The sequence below is a fragment of the Vibrio sp. D431a genome, assembly GCF_030248655.1.
GTDB classification, from domain to species: Bacteria; Pseudomonadota; Gammaproteobacteria; order Enterobacterales; family Vibrionaceae; genus Vibrio; species Vibrio alginolyticus.
In genome coordinates this window covers 391,388-411,886 of record NZ_JAHGAP010000013.1, presented here as the reverse complement: position 1 = coordinate 411,886, position 20,499 = coordinate 391,388, and the positions used below count along the sequence as shown (strand labels likewise).

General features: G+C 44.0%; 18 protein-coding genes. 5 read left to right on the top strand and 13 right to left on the bottom strand.

The window, feature by feature from the left end; translation table 11 throughout:
- Nucleotides 1–399: 399 nt before the first annotated feature.
- The 6 genes from vpsR to xerD form a co-directional block, all read right to left on the bottom strand.
- Nucleotides 400–1,734, bottom strand: coding sequence for a cyclic-di-GMP-binding transcriptional regulator VpsR (vpsR, locus tag KJB35_RS12370; protein WP_017635067.1), 1,335 nt, complete (start codon nt 1,732–1,734; stop codon nt 400–402).
- Between the two features lie 243 nt (nt 1,735–1,977).
- On the bottom strand, nt 1,978–3,495 hold the full coding sequence (gene lysS / locus KJB35_RS12365; protein WP_213908098.1) for a lysine--tRNA ligase: 1,518 nt from the start codon (nt 3,493–3,495) through the stop codon (nt 1,978–1,980).
- Nucleotides 3,496–3,529: 34 nt separating this feature from the next.
- Nucleotides 3,530–4,628, bottom strand: a protein-coding gene (prfB, locus tag KJB35_RS12360; RefSeq protein ID WP_100068604.1) for a peptide chain release factor 2 whose coding sequence is annotated in 2 segments (ribosomal slippage) — nt 3,530–4,552 and nt 4,554–4,628 — 1,098 coding nt in all. Because the reading frame shifts where the segments join, the coding sequence is not laid out codon by codon here.
- A gap of 173 nt (nt 4,629–4,801) precedes the next feature.
- Nucleotides 4,802–6,541 carry a single-stranded-DNA-specific exonuclease RecJ gene (gene recJ, locus KJB35_RS12355; protein ID WP_017821504.1) on the bottom strand — a complete coding sequence of 580 codons (1,740 nt, stop codon included), beginning with the start codon at nt 6,539–6,541 and terminating at the stop codon, nt 4,802–4,804.
- Nucleotides 6,542–6,584: 43 nt separating this feature from the next.
- On the bottom strand, nt 6,585–7,373 hold the full coding sequence (gene dsbC, locus KJB35_RS12350; RefSeq protein ID WP_005381786.1) for a bifunctional protein-disulfide isomerase/oxidoreductase DsbC: 789 nt from the start codon (nt 7,371–7,373) through the stop codon (nt 6,585–6,587).
- A gap of 59 nt (nt 7,374–7,432) precedes the next feature.
- Nucleotides 7,433–8,350: a site-specific tyrosine recombinase XerD gene (xerD, locus tag KJB35_RS12345; RefSeq protein WP_005381788.1), complete on the bottom strand. Its 918-nt coding sequence runs from the start codon at nt 8,348–8,350 to the stop codon at nt 7,433–7,435.
- A gap of 157 nt (nt 8,351–8,507) precedes the next feature.
- On the opposite strand from xerD, the gene fldB reads away from it, so the two are divergent.
- Nucleotides 8,508–9,026, top strand: coding sequence for a flavodoxin FldB (gene fldB / locus KJB35_RS12340; RefSeq protein ID WP_005381790.1), 519 nt, complete (start codon nt 8,508–8,510; stop codon nt 9,024–9,026).
- Between the two features lie 85 nt (nt 9,027–9,111).
- Here the strand turns inward: fldB and brnQ are convergent, their stop codons facing one another.
- Nucleotides 9,112–10,422, bottom strand: coding sequence for a branched-chain amino acid transport system II carrier protein (gene brnQ / locus KJB35_RS12335; protein WP_005381792.1), 1,311 nt, complete (start codon nt 10,420–10,422; stop codon nt 9,112–9,114).
- Nucleotides 10,423–10,752: 330 nt separating this feature from the next.
- Between brnQ and KJB35_RS12330 the strand changes: the two genes are divergently transcribed.
- Nucleotides 10,753–11,472, top strand: coding sequence for a tRNA1(Val) (adenine(37)-N6)-methyltransferase (locus KJB35_RS12330; protein WP_053306891.1), 720 nt, complete (start codon nt 10,753–10,755; stop codon nt 11,470–11,472).
- Between the two features lie 107 nt (nt 11,473–11,579).
- On the top strand, nt 11,580–12,803 hold the full coding sequence (srmB, locus tag KJB35_RS12325) for an ATP-dependent RNA helicase SrmB (RefSeq protein WP_005381797.1): 1,224 nt from the start codon (nt 11,580–11,582) through the stop codon (nt 12,801–12,803).
- Nucleotides 12,804–12,912: 109 nt separating this feature from the next.
- Here srmB and yaaA read toward each other — a convergent pair whose 3' ends face one another.
- Together yaaA and KJB35_RS12315 are read right to left on the bottom strand one after the other, a co-directional pair.
- Nucleotides 12,913–13,689, bottom strand: coding sequence for a peroxide stress protein YaaA (gene yaaA / locus KJB35_RS12320; protein WP_005382848.1), 777 nt, complete (start codon nt 13,687–13,689; stop codon nt 12,913–12,915).
- A gap of 110 nt (nt 13,690–13,799) precedes the next feature.
- Nucleotides 13,800–15,233 carry a sodium:alanine symporter family protein gene (locus tag KJB35_RS12315; protein ID WP_005381800.1) on the bottom strand — a complete coding sequence of 478 codons (1,434 nt, stop codon included), beginning with the start codon at nt 15,231–15,233 and terminating at the stop codon, nt 13,800–13,802.
- Between the two features lie 721 nt (nt 15,234–15,954).
- On the opposite strand from KJB35_RS12315, the gene KJB35_RS12310 reads away from it, so the two are divergent.
- Nucleotides 15,955–16,140: a DUF3545 family protein gene (locus KJB35_RS12310; RefSeq protein ID WP_005381805.1), complete on the top strand. Its 186-nt coding sequence runs from the start codon at nt 15,955–15,957 to the stop codon at nt 16,138–16,140.
- Between the two features lie 235 nt (nt 16,141–16,375).
- Here the strand turns inward: KJB35_RS12310 and KJB35_RS12305 are convergent, their stop codons facing one another.
- The 3 genes from KJB35_RS12305 to nfo all read right to left on the bottom strand — a co-directional run bounded on the left by KJB35_RS12305 (nt 16,376) and on the right by nfo (nt 18,895).
- Nucleotides 16,376–16,927 carry a hemerythrin domain-containing protein gene (locus KJB35_RS12305; RefSeq protein ID WP_005381807.1) on the bottom strand — a complete coding sequence of 184 codons (552 nt, stop codon included), beginning with the start codon at nt 16,925–16,927 and terminating at the stop codon, nt 16,376–16,378.
- 113 nt (nt 16,928–17,040) lie between these two features.
- Nucleotides 17,041–17,721: a uracil-DNA glycosylase gene (gene ung / locus KJB35_RS12300; protein WP_005382846.1), complete on the bottom strand. Its 681-nt coding sequence runs from the start codon at nt 17,719–17,721 to the stop codon at nt 17,041–17,043.
- A gap of 289 nt (nt 17,722–18,010) precedes the next feature.
- Nucleotides 18,011–18,895, bottom strand: a complete 885-nt coding sequence (gene nfo / locus KJB35_RS12295) for a deoxyribonuclease IV (RefSeq protein WP_213908099.1) — start codon at nt 18,893–18,895, stop codon at nt 18,011–18,013.
- Nucleotides 18,896–19,221: 326 nt separating this feature from the next.
- Between nfo and grcA the strand changes: the two genes are divergently transcribed.
- Nucleotides 19,222–19,599 (top strand): autonomous glycyl radical cofactor GrcA, encoded by a 378-nt coding sequence (gene grcA, locus KJB35_RS12290; protein ID WP_005381814.1) that lies wholly within the window; start codon nt 19,222–19,224, stop codon nt 19,597–19,599.
- A 110-nt stretch (nt 19,600–19,709) separates the two neighbouring features.
- On the opposite strand, the gene KJB35_RS12285 is transcribed toward grcA, so the two are convergent.
- A complete protein-coding gene (locus KJB35_RS12285; RefSeq protein ID WP_213908100.1) occupies nt 19,710–20,369 on the bottom strand; it encodes an NADPH-dependent FMN reductase in 660 nt (219 codons plus the stop codon).
- Between the last annotated feature and the right edge of the window lie 130 nt (nt 20,370–20,499).

The window sequence follows — 20,499 nt, the reverse complement described above, 5'->3', positions numbered from 1 at the left end:
TTTTTATCTTGTGAGCCAGTGGTATTGGTATCATCCGATTTAAGGGTTATCGGAGCGATAGGCATACGATCAGCGCAAGCAGTGGTGTTAACAACGTAATGTTTCATCTTGCGCCTCCTAGCTAAAAATTAATCCGTTTATGAAAGGTATAACTCATTGAGTTACGGTTAAATTGTAAGCTTTGATGGATATATATCAAACATTTTTTGCCTTTTTGATTAAAAACAAATCAATACACCGCAATTTAGTTTCATATACTTTTACGTATAACATATTCACCTGAGGAATATATAAATTTGCGGATTTTATAAATCAAACCAAACAAAAATAAAAAGAGCGGCTCTGTGGCCACTCTCTTTTATTGTATTTATTCGCCTATTTAACACAGGGAAAGGCCAACTACATGGCTTGTTCGGAAATCAAGTTATGTTTATTAAGTAGTCGATACATGGTTGCACGCGAAACTCCGAGCTCTTTCGCCGCATTTGAAACTTGACCAGAATGAGATTCCAAAACAACCAGCAACGCATCACGTTCACTCTTCTCTCGGATTGATTTCAAGCTGCGCTTTGAGTCATTACGTTGAGGTAAATCTAAGTGATGCTCTTCAATCATTACGCTGTCGGACATTAATACCGCTCGCTTCACTTGGTTCATCAGCTCACGCACATTTCCAGGCCAGAAATAACGTGTCAGTGCCTTGAATGCATCCTCAGAAAAGCTTTTTGCTTGCGAGTTGTACTCTTTTGAGAACTCTTGTAAGTAGAAACGAGCCAGCAATGCGATGTCACTCGCACGTTCTTTCAAGCTAGGGACATTGATGCGCAGAACGTTGATGTAATGGTAAAGCTCTTCATTGAAGTCACCGTCAATCAAAGCTTTTTCAACATCCGACGAGTTAGCAGCAAGAATACGCACGTTAACCGCTTTTACGCCATCTTTAGTATCAATGGTGCCTTCTTGCAAGAATCTCAGCAGATTCATTTGCTGCTCTTTTGAAATGGTAAGAATGTCATTAAACAACACGGTGCCACCATCTGCTTGTTCAAGCAGGCATGCTTCCATATCTTCATCGGCGTTAATACCAAATACTTCAGCTTGGAAACGTTGTTCATTGAGTGCGCGACAGTTAATTGCCATAAACGGTTTATGAGAGCGTGAAGAGACTTTATGGATGGCCCTAGCAACCGCCTCTTTACCAGTCCCACTTTCCCCAGAAATCAGAATGCTGACGTCCGTTGGACCAATGCGCTTCACTTGATCGCGTAAACGTTTCATCGGGATAGATTCACCGATCAAACCCATATCTAAACTGCTACCAAAACTAGGCCAAACTTTTTTCTCCAACTTAAGCATGCCAAGCTGGTGACCTATTGTGCTTAATAACTGTGCATCTGGGATCGGCGCTGTGAAAAAATCGATACAAAAGTTAACAATGAACTGGCATATGGTGTCAGTGCCAAGCTGAGATTCACGAATAAACGCTAACCAACGTACGTGTTTGTGAGAGCTGACTAAGTTCGCCAAGCCATTCAAGCTGAACTCGTCATGGCTGAGATCAACAATACCGATACATGGACCAATATCTTCTAACAGCGTATTAGCTTTGCGTAAGTCACCTACTTGGTGACACTTCCAGCCCACTTGCTCCAGTACCGATAACCAAGGCTCATAAGTACCGCCAACTACCACAAGCGATCCCGGGATGGAATCCATCTTAAACTGCCCAGCCATTCTCTAACCCTTTTTCATTGTTAATAGAAATTTTGTGCCACAAACTTATCTTTGCGAGCGGGTAACATTATCGAGACTCCGCCCCCTCACGTCTGTCTCAGTATTAAGACTATGCAATAGATTGAGATTTGGCGAATGTTTATTTGCATATCCCATTAAAAAGCAAATGCAACAACTTGAATTAACTTAACTAAAAGGCAAAAAAAAACCACCCGAAGGTGGTTTTTTACTCATCCTATCGAATTACGCTTGCGGGCGCATTGCAGGGAATAGGATCACGTCACGGATAGTGTGCGTGTTAGTCAGTAGCATAACCAAACGGTCGATACCGATACCTTGGCCTGCTGTTGGCGGTAGGCCGTGCTCTAGAGCAGTGATGTAGTCTGCATCGTAGAACATTGCTTCGTCGTCACCAGACTCTTTCGCTTCAACCTGTGCTTTAAAGCGTGCATCTTGGTCTTCAGCATCGTTAAGCTCTGAGAAACCGTTCGCTACTTCACGGCCACCGATAAAGAACTCAAAGCGGTCTGTAAAGAACGGGTTATCGTCGCTACGACGAGCCAACGGAGAAATATCTGCTGGGTAACCAGTGATGAACGTAGGCTGCATTAGCTTAGGTTCTGCTGTTTCACCAAAGATCTCTTCAAGAAGCTGACCACATGTCCAGAAAGGTTCTACTTCAACGTGAACAGATTTCGCGATAGAAACCATTAGATCACGGTTTTGTAGGTCATCTTCTGTTAGCGCTTGGATTTGCGCGTGGTCTGGGTTGTAGTGCTTGATTGCTTCGAACATGCTCATACGAGTGTAAGTACCACCAAACTCAACCGTTTCATCACCGTAAGGCATTGACGTTGAACCTAGAACTTCTTGCGCCACTGAGCTTAGTAGTTCTTCAGTTAGGTCCATCAGATCTTTGTAGTCTGCGTACGCCATGTAGAATTCCATCATTGTGAATTCTGGGTTGTGGCGTGGAGAAAGGCCTTCGTTACGGAAGTTACGGTTGATTTCGAATACGCGATCAAAACCACCAACAACTAGACGCTTCAGGTATAGCTCTGGCGCGATACGTAGGTACATTGGCATGTCTAGTGCGTTGTGGTGCGTGATGAATGGACGCGCACTCGCACCGCCAGGGATAACGTGCATCATTGGCGTTTCAACTTCCATGAACTGCTTAGAGATCATGAAGTTGCGGATTGCAGACATGACTTTAGAGCGTACTACAAACGCTTGACGAGAGTCTTCGTTAACGATCAGGTCAACGTAACGTTGGCGGTAACGCATCTCTTGGTCAGTTAGACCGTGGAACTTTTCTGGAAGTGGACGTAGTGCTTTGGTTAGCAACTCGTACTCTTCCATGTTCACGTATAGGTCACCCTTACCAGACTTATGAAGTGCACCTTTAACACCGATGATGTCACCGATATCTAGACCTTGGTATTTTTCTTTAAGTACTTTTTGAACCGCTTTGTCAGCGTAAGCTTGGATACGGCCAGAAGTTTCTTGAATTACCAAGAATGGACCACGTTTAGCCATGATACGGCCAGCGATTGCTACTACGTGGTTAAGCTCTTCTAGCTCTTCCTTCGTCTTTTCACCGAACTCTTTCTGAAGGTCGCCCGCTAGTGCGTCACGACGGAAGTCGTTTGGATGGCCGTTCGCTTTGCAGCTCTTTCGGATTGCATCCAGTTTAGCGCGGCGTTCAGCAATCAGCTTATTTTCTTCTAGTACAGTTTCGTTTTGAACAGCATCAGTCATTTTCGATGTATCCTGTTTTTGTCGGTGAAAAGCTTTATAGACCTGATTTCAGGCTAGCTTCAATAAATTTGTCCAGATCGCCATCAAGAACCGCTTGAGTGTTACGGTTTTCAATGCCCGTACGGAGGTCCTTAATACGTGAGTCATCCAATACGTAAGAACGGATCTGGCTACCCCAGCCAATGTCAGACTTAGCGTCTTCATTAGCTTGTTTTTCCGCATTTTGCTTTTGCAATTCAAGCTCAAATAGCTTCGCTCGAAGCTGTTTCATTGCCTGATCTTTGTTCTTATGTTGAGAACGGTCATTCTGACACTGAACCACTGTGTTCGTAGGTACGTGCGTAATACGTACCGCAGATTCTGTGGTGTTTACGTGTTGACCACCTGCGCCTGACGCACGGTAAACGTCAATGCGTAGGTCGGAAGGATTAATGTCGATGTCGATGTTTTCATCAATCTCTGGATAGATGAACGCAGAAGCAAATGACGTATGGCGACGACCGCCTGAATCGAACGGAGATTTACGAACAAGACGATGAACGCCCGTTTCAGTACGTAACCAACCGTACGCATACTCACCAGAGATGCGAACTGTTGCCGACTTAAGACCCGCGACTTCACCTTCAGATACTTCAATCACTTCAGCTTTGAAGCCCTTCGCTTCTGCCCAACGTAGGTACATACGCAGCAGCATGTTAGTCCAGTCTTGTGCTTCTGTACCACCAGAGCCAGCTTGCAAATCGATGTAACAATCAGAGCTATCGTGGTCGCCAGAGAACATACGACGGAATTCAAGCTTTTCTAGCTTCTCTTCCAACTCAGCAAGTTCTGGTTCAATTTCGTCAAATGTTTCTTGATCTTCTTCTTCTACAGCCAGCTCAAGAAGACCTTCTACATCTTCCACACCTTGCTCTAGTTGATCAATGGTTTCAACAACCGCTTCTAGTGATGCACGCTCTTTACCCAGTGCTTGCGCACGCTCAGGTTCGTTCCATACATCTGGTTGTTCAAGTTCTGCGTTGACTTCTTCTAGACGCTCTTTCTTCGCGTCATAGTCAAAGATACCCCCTCAGGACATTTGTGCGCTGAGACACGTCCTGCAGACGGTTTTTAATTGGATTGATTTCAAACATGTTTACTCAACATTTTAGAATAGAATTTAACCGAGAAATTCTACTGAAAAATGTGACCGAGATACAGGAAAATTTCGGATGAGAAATCAGATTGCGGTGAGAGAGAGCACGGTCATAAAATTTTACGTCCACTTAGGGGCAACCGTACTCTATAAGAAAGGTTAATCTAGGTATTACTTAGCTTCGATATGGTCGATCATCAATTGCAATGATTGATTACCACGAAATTCATTCACATCCAGCTTATACGCGAGACGTACTGTTTTAACCGATGCATCTGGCCATCGACGTAGATCAACATTGAATGCGATACCGTCGATCATCACATTGGTAGGGTGACCTTTATAAAGCGGCTCTAACATCAATTTAAGATGCTTCTCACCCACCAGCTTTTGATGCAGTACTTTAAACTCACCATCAAAGATTGGCTCTGGGAAAGCTTGTCCAAAAGGGCCACCCGATCGCAGCTGTTCAGCAACATGCATAGAGAACTCTTCCGGCTTAAGTTCGCCATCTGACATGATCACGCCTTTTAGCGCCGCTTCATCGAGTTCCTTTTTTACCACTTCATCAAACAAACGACTGAAACGCTCAAAATCCTGCTCTTTAATCGTTAAGCCTGCTGCCATGGCGTGTCCACCAAACTTGATGATCAAACCCGGGTTTTGCGTGTCGATGAAATCCAACGCATCGCGCATGTGTAGCCCCGGAATAGAACGACACGAGCCTTTAATCGTCCCTTCTCCACCATCAGCAAATGCAATGACTGGACGATGAAACTTCTCTTTAATGCGCGAAGCCAAAATACCAATCACACCTTGGTGCCAATCACGTTGGAATAAGGCTAAGCCATAAGGAAGCTCATTGCCTTCACCAAACTGAAGGCGCTCACAGAAAGCCATCGCTTCTTGCTTCATGCCTTCTTCAATCTCTTTACGAGTCTGGTTCAAGCCATCCAATTCACTTGCCATGCGACGAGCTGCGTGGATGTTGTTACACATCAGCAGTTCAACACCGAAAGACATGTCATCAAGACGACCTGCTGCGTTAATACGTGGACCTAAAGCAAAGCCAAAATCGGACGCAACTAAACGACGCGCATCGCGCTTAGCGACCTCAATTAACGCTTGGATGCCGGGACGCGCTTTGCCCGCACGAATACGTTGCAAACCTTGGTGTACAAGAATGCGGTTGTTTTCATCCAATGGAACGACGTCGGCGACGGTACCCAGTGCAACAAGGTCAATCAGTTCCATCAACTTGGGCTCTTGCATCCCCTGTTCTGCAAACCAATTGTGTTTTCGCATATGAACGCATAGTGCCATCATGAGATAAAACGCGACCCCCACCCCCGCAAGCGCTTTAGATGGAAAGCTACAGCTCTCAAGGTTTGGGTTCACCATTGCATCCACATCAGGCAACACTTGTCCTGGCAAGTGGTGATCGGTAACGAGCACGGTAATGCCATTTTCTTTTGCGTAACGCACACCTTCGATTGATGAGACGCCGTTATCCACCGTCATGATCATCTCAGCGCCAAGCTCTAAGGCTTGGTCAACGACTTCTGGACTTAACCCATAACCGTCTTCAAAACGATTTGGCACTAAGTAATCCACATTGTGACTACCAAGCATACGCAGCGCGAGTACTGATAATGCTGAGCTTGTCGCACCATCAGCGTCAAAATCACCGACAACGATGATGCGTTTTTGTTCTTTTATCGCCTGAAACAAAAGATCGACAGCTTGCTCAATCCCCCCGAGTTTTTGATATGAATGCAACCCACGGGCCGACGTTTCTAATTGTGAAAGATCCGTTATCCCACGGTTGATGTAGATACGTTTAAGAATCGGAGGAATGGAATCAGGAAGAAGGGAAAGATCTGGTTCAGGACGTCGTTGAATTTCTATCATGCTTGAAAGAGCCGACAACTTTGCCGGCTCTGCTCCTAAAGGATTATAGTTGCTTTAAACGTTTCAATAGCTCTGCAGGTGGTAGGTAGCCACCAACCATTTCGCCATTCGGTAAGAAGATTGCTGGCGTACCAGAAATACCCAATTGGCGACCTAGATTGTAATGCGCCTGGATGGTTTCTTTACACTGTTTCAAGTCTTTCGCAGGGTTATCAAATGTACGATTCACTTTCGCGTTGTGCATTGCCGACGCCGGATCTTCAGCACACCAAATCGTTGCCATTTGCTCTGCCACAGGGCCAGTTGCACCTTGGCGAGGGTAAGCCATGTAACGCACTGTAATACCTAGATCATTATAGCCTTGCATTTGGCTATGCAGACGCACACAGTAACCACAGGTGATATCTGTGAATACGGTCACAACATACTTTTCATCGTCGGCTTTGTATTCGATCATGCTATCGGAGAACTGCGCAATTTTCTCGGCGTTAAGCGGCGCTTGACGCTCTGCTATGACATCTTTGTAACTGCCATCATCATTAATGGCATAAAGCGTACCAGCGATAAAATGGCTACCATCATTTGAAGCAAACAGGATCCCGCCATTGGTTTGAATTTCCAATAAGCCAGCGACGTCTGATGGTTGAATATCAACGATAGATAAACCAAGCTTTGAGAACTTAGTTTTTAATGCTGCTTCATCAAAGCCGCTTTGTGCAGCTGGCGCCACTTGTTGCGCAGGAGTCTCCGTTTGAGCCTGACTTTCTTCTGCACCACAAGCGGTAACAAAAAATGGTAAAGTCAGCAGAGTTAGTCGGCGTAATACGCTCATGAAATTCACCTTAATGTAAAATCGTTTTTCCAAGAAGACATGGATGAATCTAACCATTGTTACGCTCTTGGGTGGTGTTGACTGTGGATCTGCTTCAATCGTTCAGTCGCCACGTGAGTATAAATTTGCGTGGTCGATAAGTCACTATGTCCTAAAAGCATCTGTACGACCCTGAGATCTGCGCCATAGTTCAATAAATGCGTGGCAAAGGCATGCCGCAGTACGTGCGGCGACAGCTGATCAGTATCAATCCCTGCTATCAAAGCATAGTACTTAATACGGTGCCAAAACGTCTGACGAGTCATTTGTCTTGCGCGTTTACTAGGAAAAACAATATCAGATGATGTATCACCAAGTAACGCAGGGCGCCCTTGTTGAATGAACGTCTCGATCCAATCGACCGCGTTTTCCCCCATAGGAACCAGGCGTTCTTTACCACCTTTACCAGTCACGCGCACCACCCCTTGGCGCAAGCTAACATTTTCCATGGTCAAACTGACGAGCTCTGTCACACGCAACCCTGTCGCGTAGAGTAGCTCTAGCATCGCTTTATCGCGCAATTCTATAGGGTCATTCGGGTCTGGCGCTTCGAGCAACGCGTCCACTTGCTCTTCACTAATATCTTTGGGTAAACGTTGTGGCAGTTTAGGGCTAACCAAGAGCGCACTCGGGTCATCAGCACGCACCTTCTCACGATGCAGGTATTGAAATAAACGGCGAATCGCCGACAACATACGCGCACGAGACGTCTGTTTGTAATCTAAATCTACAAGGTGGCTTTGATATTCTTGCAAGCCAGACAAACTGATAAAATCAAGACGGTATCGATGTTTTTCCATCCACACGAGCAGCTTCATTAAATCGTTTCGGTAGGAAGCCAACGTGTTCTCTGATAGGCCACGCTCCATCCACATCGCATCTAAGAATTGCTCAACAAGCGAAAAATCTTGTTGATTGACAGGCTGTTGTGCCGTCATGAATGCTTCCTTATCTGTTTATATTTACAGTATTTAGATTAAAGCACCTGCCAATCCAATACCATAAAAAATCATCCCACATAGGATATTCGCTGCAATCTTCCTCAATTTATGGTTAGAATCTTCCACAACAGCAACACAAATAACGACGAATATAATGAAAATCGGACTCTTTTACGGCTCAACGACCTGCTACACCGAAATGGCAGCAGAGAAAATTCGTACCCTTATTGGTGAAGACCTTGTCGACATTCACAATGTGAAAGAGACACCGTTATCACTAATGGCGGACTACGACTTATTACTCCTTGGCATCTCAACTTGGGATTTTGGTGAAATTCAAGAAGATTGGAACGCGATTTGGCAAGACATCGCGACCACACCACTGAAAGGCAAAGTTGTAGCGCTGTTTGGTCTGGGTGACCAAGAAGGTTACGGAGAGTGGTATTTAGATGCGATGGGCTTACTTCACGATGAATTGCAAGCCACAGGCGCAACCTTTATCGGTTACTGGCCAAATGAAGGCTACGAATTTGAAGCATCGAAAGCATTGATCGAAGATGGCAGCAAGTTTGTTGGACTTGCGTTAGATGAAGACTCACAGTACGAACTGAGTGATGAACGCATCGAAAAATGGTGTGAACAAGTTCTTGTGGAATTCCACGACACGCTTTAATAGCGCAAACACGTAATCATTAAAAAGTAAAAAGCCCGATGAAGTAATTCATCGGGCTTTTTATTATCTTGATAACGCGAAGTGATTACGCGGTTTCTTGTGCTAGCTCTGGGCGAGGTTTCGCGATGAAGAACATGCACACGATAGCCGCAAATGTTGGAAGCACCCAACCCATGCCGACTTCGAATAATGGCAACATGTTAAACGCAGAAACATCAATACCCGATACTTTTGCCGCATCAACCAACGCAAACAGCAGAGATACAAGCAGTACTGCACGGTAAGCAAAGCGTGGATTCGGCAGTTTGCTACGCACAAATGTTAGTGCAACCAACGCAATCGCCACAGGGTACAGCGCAAACAATACTGGCACTGACAGAGAAATCAGCTGCGCAAGACCAACGTTTGCAACCAATGCACAAACAGAACCATTAATCAGTACCCATTGCTTGTATGACAGTGGTGTTTTCGAGCTGAAGAAATCTGAACACGCAGAAATCAAGCCAATCGCGGTTGTCAGACACGCTAGCAATACGATGACAGACAGAACGATTTGACCGTATGGACCAAACAACGCTTGAACGTATTGGCTAAGCACTAGGCCACCATTATCAGCACCAGCAGCAACCGTTGCACTCGTCGCACCTAAGTAAAATAGTGAGATGTAAACAAACGCAAGACCAGCAGCGGCAATACAACCTGCATAGATCAGATATTTAGTAGTTGCAGAGCGCTCAGTAATGCCTTTACCGCGTAGTGCATCAACCATCAGCATGCCAAACATCAATGACGCGAACGTATCCATTGTGTTGTAGCCTTCTAAGAAGCCTTTGGTCAGAGGCTGCGTTAGGTATTCACCGTGCGCGCCAATCATATCGCCCTGAGGATCAAGGAAGACAGCGACAGCAAGAATGATCAAACCAACGAACAATGCTGGTGTCAGTACTTTACCGATAAGATCGATCAAACGGCCTTGGAACCATGAGAACATCATCGCTGCGATAAAGAAGATCACTGAGAACGCTGTCAGATGCGTTTGTGACGCCTCAAGGAAGAAAGGTTTCACCGCCATCTCGTAAGCCACTAGGCCTGTACGAGGCGCTGCAAACGCTGGACCAATGATGATGAAAATCAGTGCAGCCATAAGAACTGCCGCTTTTTTCGGAAGATCTTGCGTCAAGTGATCCCAAGAACCACCAGCAACAGCAATAGCAACGATAGTAATAAGAGGTAGACCTACCGCTGTTAGCAAGAAACCAAACATAGCTGGCATTAAGTTTTCACCCGCTAACTGACCCGCTAGAGGTGGAAAGATAATATTGCCCGCACCTAAAAAGAACGCAAATAGCATAAAGCCTACTGCGATAATATCTGTTAGTTTTAACGTCTGCTTCACAGATAACCCTTGTCTTTTAATTAATGAATGTTGTGTATGCTTAGACCACTTTTTGTATACCTAAAGTCAATAAGTACACGTGGTTCAATCTATAAAATTTTCGCCGCATAATGACGAAAGACTCATCATTTGGCAACCTTTAAGAAAAAAACACCATATTAATTTAGTTTTCAAACTTAAAAGCAGTGGATATAACCAGATCCAAATAACAGACCAGTTCTTTATCTCGATCAATTAACAATACAATTTAATAACCAACAAAACAACAATCTATACAATTAATAAACAATAGAGTAATCCACTTAATTATTGAGCAAATATAAAACAATCATGAAGAACAAAAAACTGAAAACTAAAGGTTTCAATTTTAAGCAATTTTGTATTGAGGGCGGCGAGAGTGGTATGCCAGTCAGCACAGATGGGGTAATGCTTGGTGCTTGGATTCAAAGCCCTAACGACGCTAAAATTCTCGATATTGGCACTGGCACTGGCCTGCTTGCCCTGATGTGTGCTCAACGCTTTACAGAAGCTCAAATAACCGCGGTCGATATCGAATTAACAGCCGTTGCTGCCGCGCAAAAAAATATGGCCCAGTCTCCTTGGTCAGATCGTGTAAGTGTGCATCACACCGACATACTGCACTTTACGCCGACACATCCATTCCAACGCATCATTTGTAACCCGCCCTACTTCAACAGCGGCGAGCAATCGAAACACAGTCAACGTGCAACCGCGAGGCACACTGATACGCTAGGCCATAACGCATTGCTACAGCGTTGCTATCATTTGCTTGATGACGAAGGGAGAGCTAGTTTTGTTTTGCCAATCACCGAAGGCGAGCAGTTCATTGAGCTAGCATTAAACCAAGGTTGGTATCTATCGAGGATCTGTCGTGTGCAACCATCAGAAAAGAAACCAGTACACCGATTGTTATTTGAACTGTCAAAACGACCTTGCGATTTGCAGACGTCACATTTAATTATCCGTTCAAATGACGGCTATAGTGATGATTTCATCCAGTTAACCCGCGAGTTTTATCTTAAGATGTGAAATAACATGTGATCCTTATCACCAATCACTTTATAATGTGCGACCTTTTTGTATTCTATGCTGTTGTGGCGAACCATTAACCAAGCTTTGCTTGTGGAGAACTCATTGTGATCAGAACCTTTGCTGAACTTGATCTAGACCAAAACCTACTTGAAGCCATTGAAGAGATGGGTTACGAACGCCCAACAAAAATTCAGGCAGAAGCGATTCCACAAGCGTTGGACGGTCGTGACATTCTAGCGTCAGCGCCAACAGGAACTGGTAAAACGGCCGCCTTCGTCCTGCCAGCATTGCAATACTTGCAAGACTTCCCTCGTCGTAAGCCTGGGCCTGCGCGTATTTTGATCCTAACGCCTACTCGCGAACTGGCGATGCAAATTGCCGATCAAGCACGTGCTTTGGCAAAAAATACCAAACTCAACATTTTCACCATCACTGGTGGTGTTCAGTACCAAGAGCACGCCGACATCCTTGCAACAACACAAGACATTGTGGTTGCGACACCTGGCCGTTTAAAAGAATACATTGATGCAGAACGTTTTGATTGTCGTGCAATCGAATGGTTAATCCTTGATGAAGCAGACCGTATGCTAGATATGGGTTTTGCTCCTACTGTCGATCGCCTATCTAACGAATGTCGCTGGCGTAAGCAAACCCTTCTGTTCTCAGCAACGTTAGAAGGGAAAGGCGTAGAAGGCTTTACCGCTGATCTGTTGAATGACCCAGCAGAGATTGATGCAAAATCACCGCTGCGTGAGCGTAAGAAAATTGCTCAGTGGTATCACCGAGCTGATGATGCTGAACACAAACTGGAATTACTAAAACACATTATTACTCAGCAAGCTGAGCGCACTATCGTCTTTTTAAAGACTCGTGAGCGTTTGGCTGAGCTACGAGCGCAGCTTGAAAGTGCACAGATTCCATGTTCTTGGATTCAAGGTGAAATGCCGCAAGATCGTCGTAACAATGCGATTTCTCGCTTCCGCGATGGTACTGTGAACGTGCTGCTAGCGACGGACGTTGCTGCGCGTGGTATCGATCTTCCGGATGTATCACACGTTATCAACTACGACATGCCGCGCACGGCTGATGTTTACCTTCACCGTATCGGCCGTACGGCTCGCGCAGGTAAGAAAGGTAACGCTATCTCAATCGTAGAAGCACACGACCAACCAATGATGGATCGCGTTGCGCGCTACGTGAAAGAAGACATCAAAGAGCGTTTCGTGAAAGAGATGCGTCCTAAACACAAAAAGCCTGTGTTTAAGAAGAAAAAGAAAAAAGACGACAAGAAAAAAGTAGCGAAAAAGAAAACCGCTAAGAAGAAGTAATCTTGTTGGGGCGAAGTAGCTCAAGCTAGAAAATAACAAAGGGTTGGCAATGCCAACCCTTTTTCGTTTGTGCTGATAGAGATTAACGTAGACTACGTCTCAATCAGCTTTATTTTTGCTCTTCACGTTTAAATACTAACTCTGTTGGCGTCGATTCATCTTCCACAAAGTAGTAACCCGCCGTATCAAACTTAGTCAGGTCTGCCACGCTCTCAACACGGTTTTCAATGATGTAACGCGCCATCATACCGCGCGCTTTCTTCGCGTAAAAACTGATGACCTTGTATTGACCATTCTTACAATCTTTGAATACTGGCGTGATCACTTGCGCATCTAAATTCTTTGGCTTAACCGCTTTAAAGTATTCATTTGATGCAAGGTTGATAAGGACATTATCACCTTGAGCAGAAATCGCTTCGTTAAGCTTGTCCGTAATTACATTGCCCCAAAACTGGTACAAGTTCGTACCCTTGTCGTTTGCAAGCTTGGTACCCATTTCAAGACGGTATGGCTGCATCAAATCAAGTGGTTTTAGTAAACCATAAAGACCCGATAGCATACGCAGATGATCTTGAGCATATTCGAAGTCCGCTTCAGATAAACTTTCGGCGTCTAGACCTGTGTAAACGTCACCTTTAAATGCAAGAATGGCTTGTCGTGAGTTTTCCGTGGTAAACGTTTCACTCCATTCTTGGAATCGGCCCACATTTAAATCGGCAATCTTGTCGCTCACTTTCATTAAAGAGGCAACATCAGCAGGAGTCAGTTTGCGGCAAACATCGATAAGCTCTTTTGAGTATTCGACCAACTCAGGTTGAGTAAATTTTTCTGTCGCTAACGGAGACTCGTAATCAAGAGTCTTCGCTGGAGAAACTACGATAAGCATGACTTTCCCTTCTCTAATTTTGTTTTTAATAGGGTACAAAAAAAGCCATGCATTGTCTGCATGGCTTTTTACATCGTACTAATAGCTTTCAACTATGAGTGATAGCTCACTTAGTCTTTTTTATCGTTGTACCAAATGCCTTCTTCAAGCTGAGATTTCAGCTCTGGGAAGTCATTCGCATCAAATGTTGGCACTTTGCCTTCACCAAGCTGGCGGTTGTAATCTTTTGCCAGTTTAATCACGATGCCAGATAGCAAGATGATCGCCACCAAGTTGACTATCGCCATCAGACCCATAGAGACGTCAGCAAGCGACCATACGACTGGTAACGAAGCTAGTGCACCAAACATCACCATACCAAGAACAATAACGCGGAAAATGCTTAAGCCCGCTTTATGATTGTGCTCTAGGAAGATTAAGTTCGTTTCAGCATACGAGTAGTTTGCAATGATTGAAGTAAACGCAAAGAAGAAGATTGCCACAGCAACAAAGATGCCGCCCCAATCGCCAACTTGTGAGCTCAATGCTCGCTGAGTTAGCTCGATACCCGTCACTTCTGTTGCTTGACCGACATACTCACCAGACATCAGGATGATAGCCACTGTTGCAGAACAGATAACGATCGTATCCATGAACACGCCTAGCATCTGTACGTAACCTTGAGACGCTGGGTGTGGTGGGTAAGGTGTTGCTGAAGCTGCCGCGTTAGGTGCAGAACCCATACCTGCTTCATTCGAGAATAGACCGCGCTTGATACCGTTAATCATTGCCTGTGCAATTGCGTAGCCAAGACCACCTGCTGCTGCTTCTTGCAGACCAAATGCACTCTTAAAGATAAGCATCAATACATCAGGTAATTTCTCTAGGTTAGAGAACATGATGAACAGCGCTAGGGCTAGATAAAGTAGTGCCATGATCGGAACGATCATCTCAGCAACTCTTGCGATACGCTTGATGCCACCGAAAATAACAATTGCAGACAGTAAAACAACGGCAATACCGACATACAGGTTATTCCAACCAAATGCGTTGCTCATTGCATTGGCAATTGAGTTAGCTTGTACGGCGTTGAATACCAAACCAAAAGCGATGATTAGGAAAACTGAGAACAACACGCCCATCCAACGCATGCCCAAGCCTTTTTCCATGTAGTAGGCAGGGCCACCACGGTAGTTGCCATCATCATCTTTGGTTTTGTATAGCTGCGCCAGTGTGCTCTCAGCAAACGATGTTGCCATACCAAGCATTGCAATCAGCCACATCCAGAAGATCGCACCAGGACCACCCGCAGTCAATGCAACTGCAACGCCCGCCATGTTACCTGTACCAACACGTGCAGCAAGACTAGTACAAAGCGCTTGGAAAGAGGAAATACCAGCTTTGTCTGCTTTACGGCTGTTCTTAAGAACAGAGAACATGTGGCCGAAATGGCGGAACTGAATGAACCCTAATCGAACGGTGAAGTAAATACCAACACCAACAAGAAGATAAACCAGAATCGAGCCCCAGAGGAGATCGTTCATCAAATTGATTAAGTCTGTCATGTGTACCTCAAAGTGAGTTGCGCCAGTCTATGCGTCCTAGCCATCCACCAAATTGCCTGCTAAGTGTCAAAGTGTGCTTAGCTTTTTAAGTAATGTTTATGGGCAATCTAGAATCGTAAACGTCGCTTCATGCATCCATTTTACGTACCAGCGTATTTTTTGACGGGCGGATAATGCAACCTAGGAGCGCAAAAATCAATATGCAACAATAAGAATATCATTGTTATTTTTCACTATAAAGTCACCAAAAAATAACATAAATAGAAGACTTAACACTCAAACTGCGCAACATTTCAATTACCAAACACCAACATAAATAATTATTCTTCACTAAATGGAATGGCAAACCATATAAACAAGAACAAGCTAGTATTCACAAGGTGTTACACAAATTTACGCTAGTGGCTTACCATCTAATCGAACACTATTTCATCAAACTGATTTTATGCAACTTTAACCTTTGCGCAGAGCCCCCATTCATCAAATCGAATTAACATAGAAAATCTCTCTATTTAATCGTTTTCTTGAGATCGTTTGTGCATTTTTTATCCACATCGTTGCAATAAAAAGTGTGATTTTGAGAATATTTTTGCACGAAAATGTCATGCTACCGACACAAATGCGAAATATATCATGGTTATTCTCACGGCTATTGTGGTACTTAAAAAACTCCACAAGGACTGGTTACAACAGTTTAGCTTAAGAAAGGTAAAGGTGGCTTATGGAAGGCTTTCAACTAGATGACATTTTTAATCTGGATACTACCTCAACAACCAAATCTCGTGCCAAACCAGTAAAGCGAAAGTGGCGTGAAATAGAAGAGATGAACGACAGACGCAATTTGCTTAAAGAGCTGCGCGAACTTGATGTCTGTACCGATTATAACTTGGAAGACATTAAACTCTAATTCAAACAAAAGGCACCTTACAGGTGCCTTTTGTTTTTTGTTTACAGTGACCGTAAACACCGTGAGTTTAGTACCAAGGTTTAAGTATGAATACCATTATTACTCAATGAGAATCTTCCGTACTTTTTGCCGAAAAATATGCACACGAAATTTTCGGTTGATTCCCAATAAATAAGAAATATATCTCACAAACCCGAGATACGACTTTCGCTCGCTCAGGTTTCATCATTCAGGCTTAAACATACTCAGTATCACTTTGACGAACACGTTCGGCCAACTGTTTATAACGATCAGCAATCGTGTCACCAAACACAGGATCATCCTCACTGACGCTCCATAAGCTCTCGACATGCTGCCAATCTTCTGTGGTAAATAACTCTTCAATGAGAGGCAAAATTTTTCGCTCTTCTAGCTCCAAGTGGTGCCTTTGCGATTCGATGAAATCTTCTAGGTGAGCGACAAACATGTCTTGTGGCACAACAGCATCCTGAAGGATCATCTCTATCACGGATGAAAACTCTCTGGTTTTACTCGCTAACTCTAGATGCTCTTTCTCTAAATTTTCCATGGTTTGTTGCTTACCATAGTGTTCAAGAAAGTGGTGATAGAGGATATCTTCTTTCGGGTGGTGTACTTTCTCCGAATGATTAGAGAGGTAATCAACAATCTCGCTTACTAACGCATAGTTGATTACACGTTCTTTTTTTATCTCATTGAGCTTATGGCGCAGTATCGCCAACAGACGAACCATATAACCATGTTCGCGTCGAATTCTTTCGATCATCATAGCGTCTCTCCTTAACACCTACTTTTAGTAAGTGTACATGAGAAATTTACTATCAGCCTCGAGCGTGCTCAAAAAAACAGCGATCATAGCATCCATGATCGCTGTCTCTTCATTTATACCGTTAATGGCAAATGCCAGTTAATTGGTGCTTTTTCTTGTGATGTAAGCAACTGGTTTGCTTGAGAGAAATGCTTACAACCGAAAAAGCCTCGATGTGCCGATAACGGCGATGGATGCGGTGCTGCCAAGACATGGTGTTTATTGCGATCGATAAAGCGCCCTTTCTTCTGCGCGTGTGACCCCCACAGCAAGAACACTACACCTTCTTGATGCTGATTAATGGCTTCAATAACTCGATCAGTAAACGTTTCCCAACCTGTCTTTGAATGTGAATGCGCTTTACCTTGCTCCACCGTTAATACCGTATTGAGTAACAATACGCCTTGCTCAGCCCAGCTTTGCAAAAAACCATGCTGAGGGATTTGGAAACCTTCAATATCTTGCGCCAGCTCTTTATACATATTAACCAGTGACGGTGGCGTTTTAATGCCAGGAAGTACAGAGAAACACAGGCCATGCGCCTGATTTGGGCCGTGGTATGGGTCTTGTCCTAGAATCACGACCTTAACGTCTTTGAACTCGGTAAAACGAAACGCGTTAAAGACATCTTTTGCGGGAGGAAAAATAGCTTTGCCTGCGGCGCGTTCGGCTTCAACAAAATTCAAGGTGTCTACAAAGTAGCTCTGCTTTTTCTCTTCGCCGATCACATCGTGCCAAGTGGGTGACTGATTCATGGAAAGTTCCTGTCCTAAATTTTGCTTCTATTCTAACGAGCGAAACTCAAACAAACAAAAACTTACCACGAACTTGAGACAAGTAATAAAAGACTAATGCTTCTGTGGCGTTCGAAAGTGCCCCTGTCCGGTAATGTGACGATTAGGCATCGGTAAGCGAAGCACACGACGAGTGTAAGTATAAGGAGTAAAAGAGAATGGTCGAGACATGTTGGCATCCTTCTTTGCTAATTCAGAGATTGATGTTCAATGACTAAGAAAGAAAGGTGCCAACTTTGTGGTTACGCCATTAACTGTCAATGGCCGCTAAATGGAATTGACGCAACGTGTTGATCTCTTGCTGCCAAATATCTGGATCAATTGTTTCTAAAATCAGAGGGATACTATCAAAACGAGGGTCTTTCGCGATGTACTCAAAGCAATCCCACCCGATCTCTCCTTTACCAAGAGAATGGTGGCGATCTACTTTGCTGGCAAACTCTACTTTTGAATCATTTAGATGCATTGCTCTTAAATAGTGCATACCTACGATACGGTCGAACTCTGCAAAGGTGCGCTCGCAATCTTCTTTTGTACGTAAGTCATAACCAGCCGTAAAGGTATGGCAGGTATCAATACAAACGCCGACACGATCTTTATCTTCCACTTGCTCGATGATTTCAGCAAGGTGCTCAAACTTCCAGCCTAAGTTAGTGCCTTGACCTGCCGTATTCTCGATAACAGCGATCACATTCGGCACCGCTTTATGCGCAAGATTGATCGACTCGGCGATCGTCGCGAGACACTCCTGTTCAGAGACTTTCTTTAGGTGACTGCCCGGATGGAAGTTAAGCAAAGTCAGCCCCAACTGATTACAACGCTCCATTTCATCAATAAATGCCGCGCGGGATTTATTCAGCTTTTCTTCTTCCGGCGCACCCAAGTTAATCAGATAAGAATCATGGGGAAGAATATGCTCTGCTCCGAAACCCAGCATTTTACAGTTCGCTTTAAACGCACTGATGGTTTTTGCTTCTAAAGGCTTCGCCACCCACTGGCGTTGGTTTTTTGTAAATAGTGCGAAGGCATTCGCGCCAATTTCACGAGCTCTCAACGGAGCTTGATCGACCCCACCAGCAGCAGAGACATGTGCACCAATGAGTTTATTCCCAAGCTTGTTTTTCATGTTTGTCATTTAATCACTTTAGACTTTCAGTATTGCTACCTAAATACAGATAGTTGCGTTAACCAGTTTAAACTTTAATCTCAATTTGTAGTAAATTTACAACAAAACTAGTTATTAAATATTTTTTATATTATCAAATAAATTGTAATTAGTTTGTTTTCAAAGGTTTTATTGATTTAACTCAACAAAATTACCTTAATAAAAATAATGTTTTTGGTTGTTTTTTGACTTAAATCAATATTAAAATAGTGGATATTAGCTATATAATACTCAGCTCAACGAAAATTCGAAAATTAACACCAATAATCACCACGTAAGTGGTCTAGGAGATAGTGATGATCCAAGGTATCCAAATTACAAAAGCGGCAAACGACGACCTACTAAACTCTATCTGGCTATTAGATAGCGAAAAAAATGAAGCTCGTTGTGTTGCTGCAACTGCTGGCTACGAAGCAGACCAAGTTATCGCAATCAGCGACCTAGGTGAATACGAAAGCCGTGAAGTTGCAATCGAAACTGCTCCTCGTATCGAAGGCGGCCAACACCTAAACGTGAACGTGCTTAAACGCGAAACACTAGAAGATGCAGTTGCACACCCAGAGAAATACCCACAACTAACTATTCGTGTTTCTGGTTACGCAGTACGTTTTAACTCGCTAACTCCAGAGCAACAACGTGATGTAATCGCTCGTACTTTTACTGAGACTCTATAATCTCTCAGTAAACTAGCTCGCTAGAATTTAAAAAGCTTGGTCAGCAATGACCAAGCTTTTTTGTTTCAGAATCCTTCTAAACCCTTTCTATAATGGAAAGCAACTCGCCTCTAAGGTGCATTTCTTTGCGAAGGATCTTTCTGAAACGCTTGCGCTAAAGAGGTTGGATCACGCCTATCTCTTTGCAGTGACGCCCCTTCTGCCCACCAAATCAATTGATGCATCGTGCGATTCATATAGTTGTCCCACTGCGTCTGCTCCGACTCATCCGCAGCAACGCCCTGTTCATCAAAGACTTCTTGCGCTTTCGGAATGTGGATCATCGCAGAGACAGGTAAACATCCAAGTTCAGATAAGAAGGTACGCATAGAAACGGCAGCTCTAACACCACCCCATTGTCCGGCAGAATAGGTCACGATAGCACTCGGCTTGTAAGAAAACAGCGAACTGCCGAAATGGTTAAGCATGTTCGCCAAAGCAGGACTCATCGAATGGTTATATTCCGGGCTAACCATCACATACCCATCCGCATGTTTGATTTTGTCTGCCAGCTCACTTAGGTGCTGCGGAACTTTAGAGCGGTGATAAGCAAACTCGGGCTTAAACACATCGCCAAAGTCGTAATTCAAAGGGTCGATGATTTCGACCATATGTTGCGAATGTTGACTCGCGATGAGTTTTTCACACGCTTTACTGACTCGCATTCCTAAACGGGCTGGTCGTGGTGGCGTGCTGTTTCTCACTGAGCCAAGAAAAATCAAAAAATGCATGCTTCTCTTTCTATCTCATTTAGTTAAGTTCGTTTCTCAATCATAAAGAGAGTCACAACTTACCGACAATAAAAAAGGTGAATGATTACTCATTCACCTCTCGTTATTTCTGTTTTTGATACTTACTATA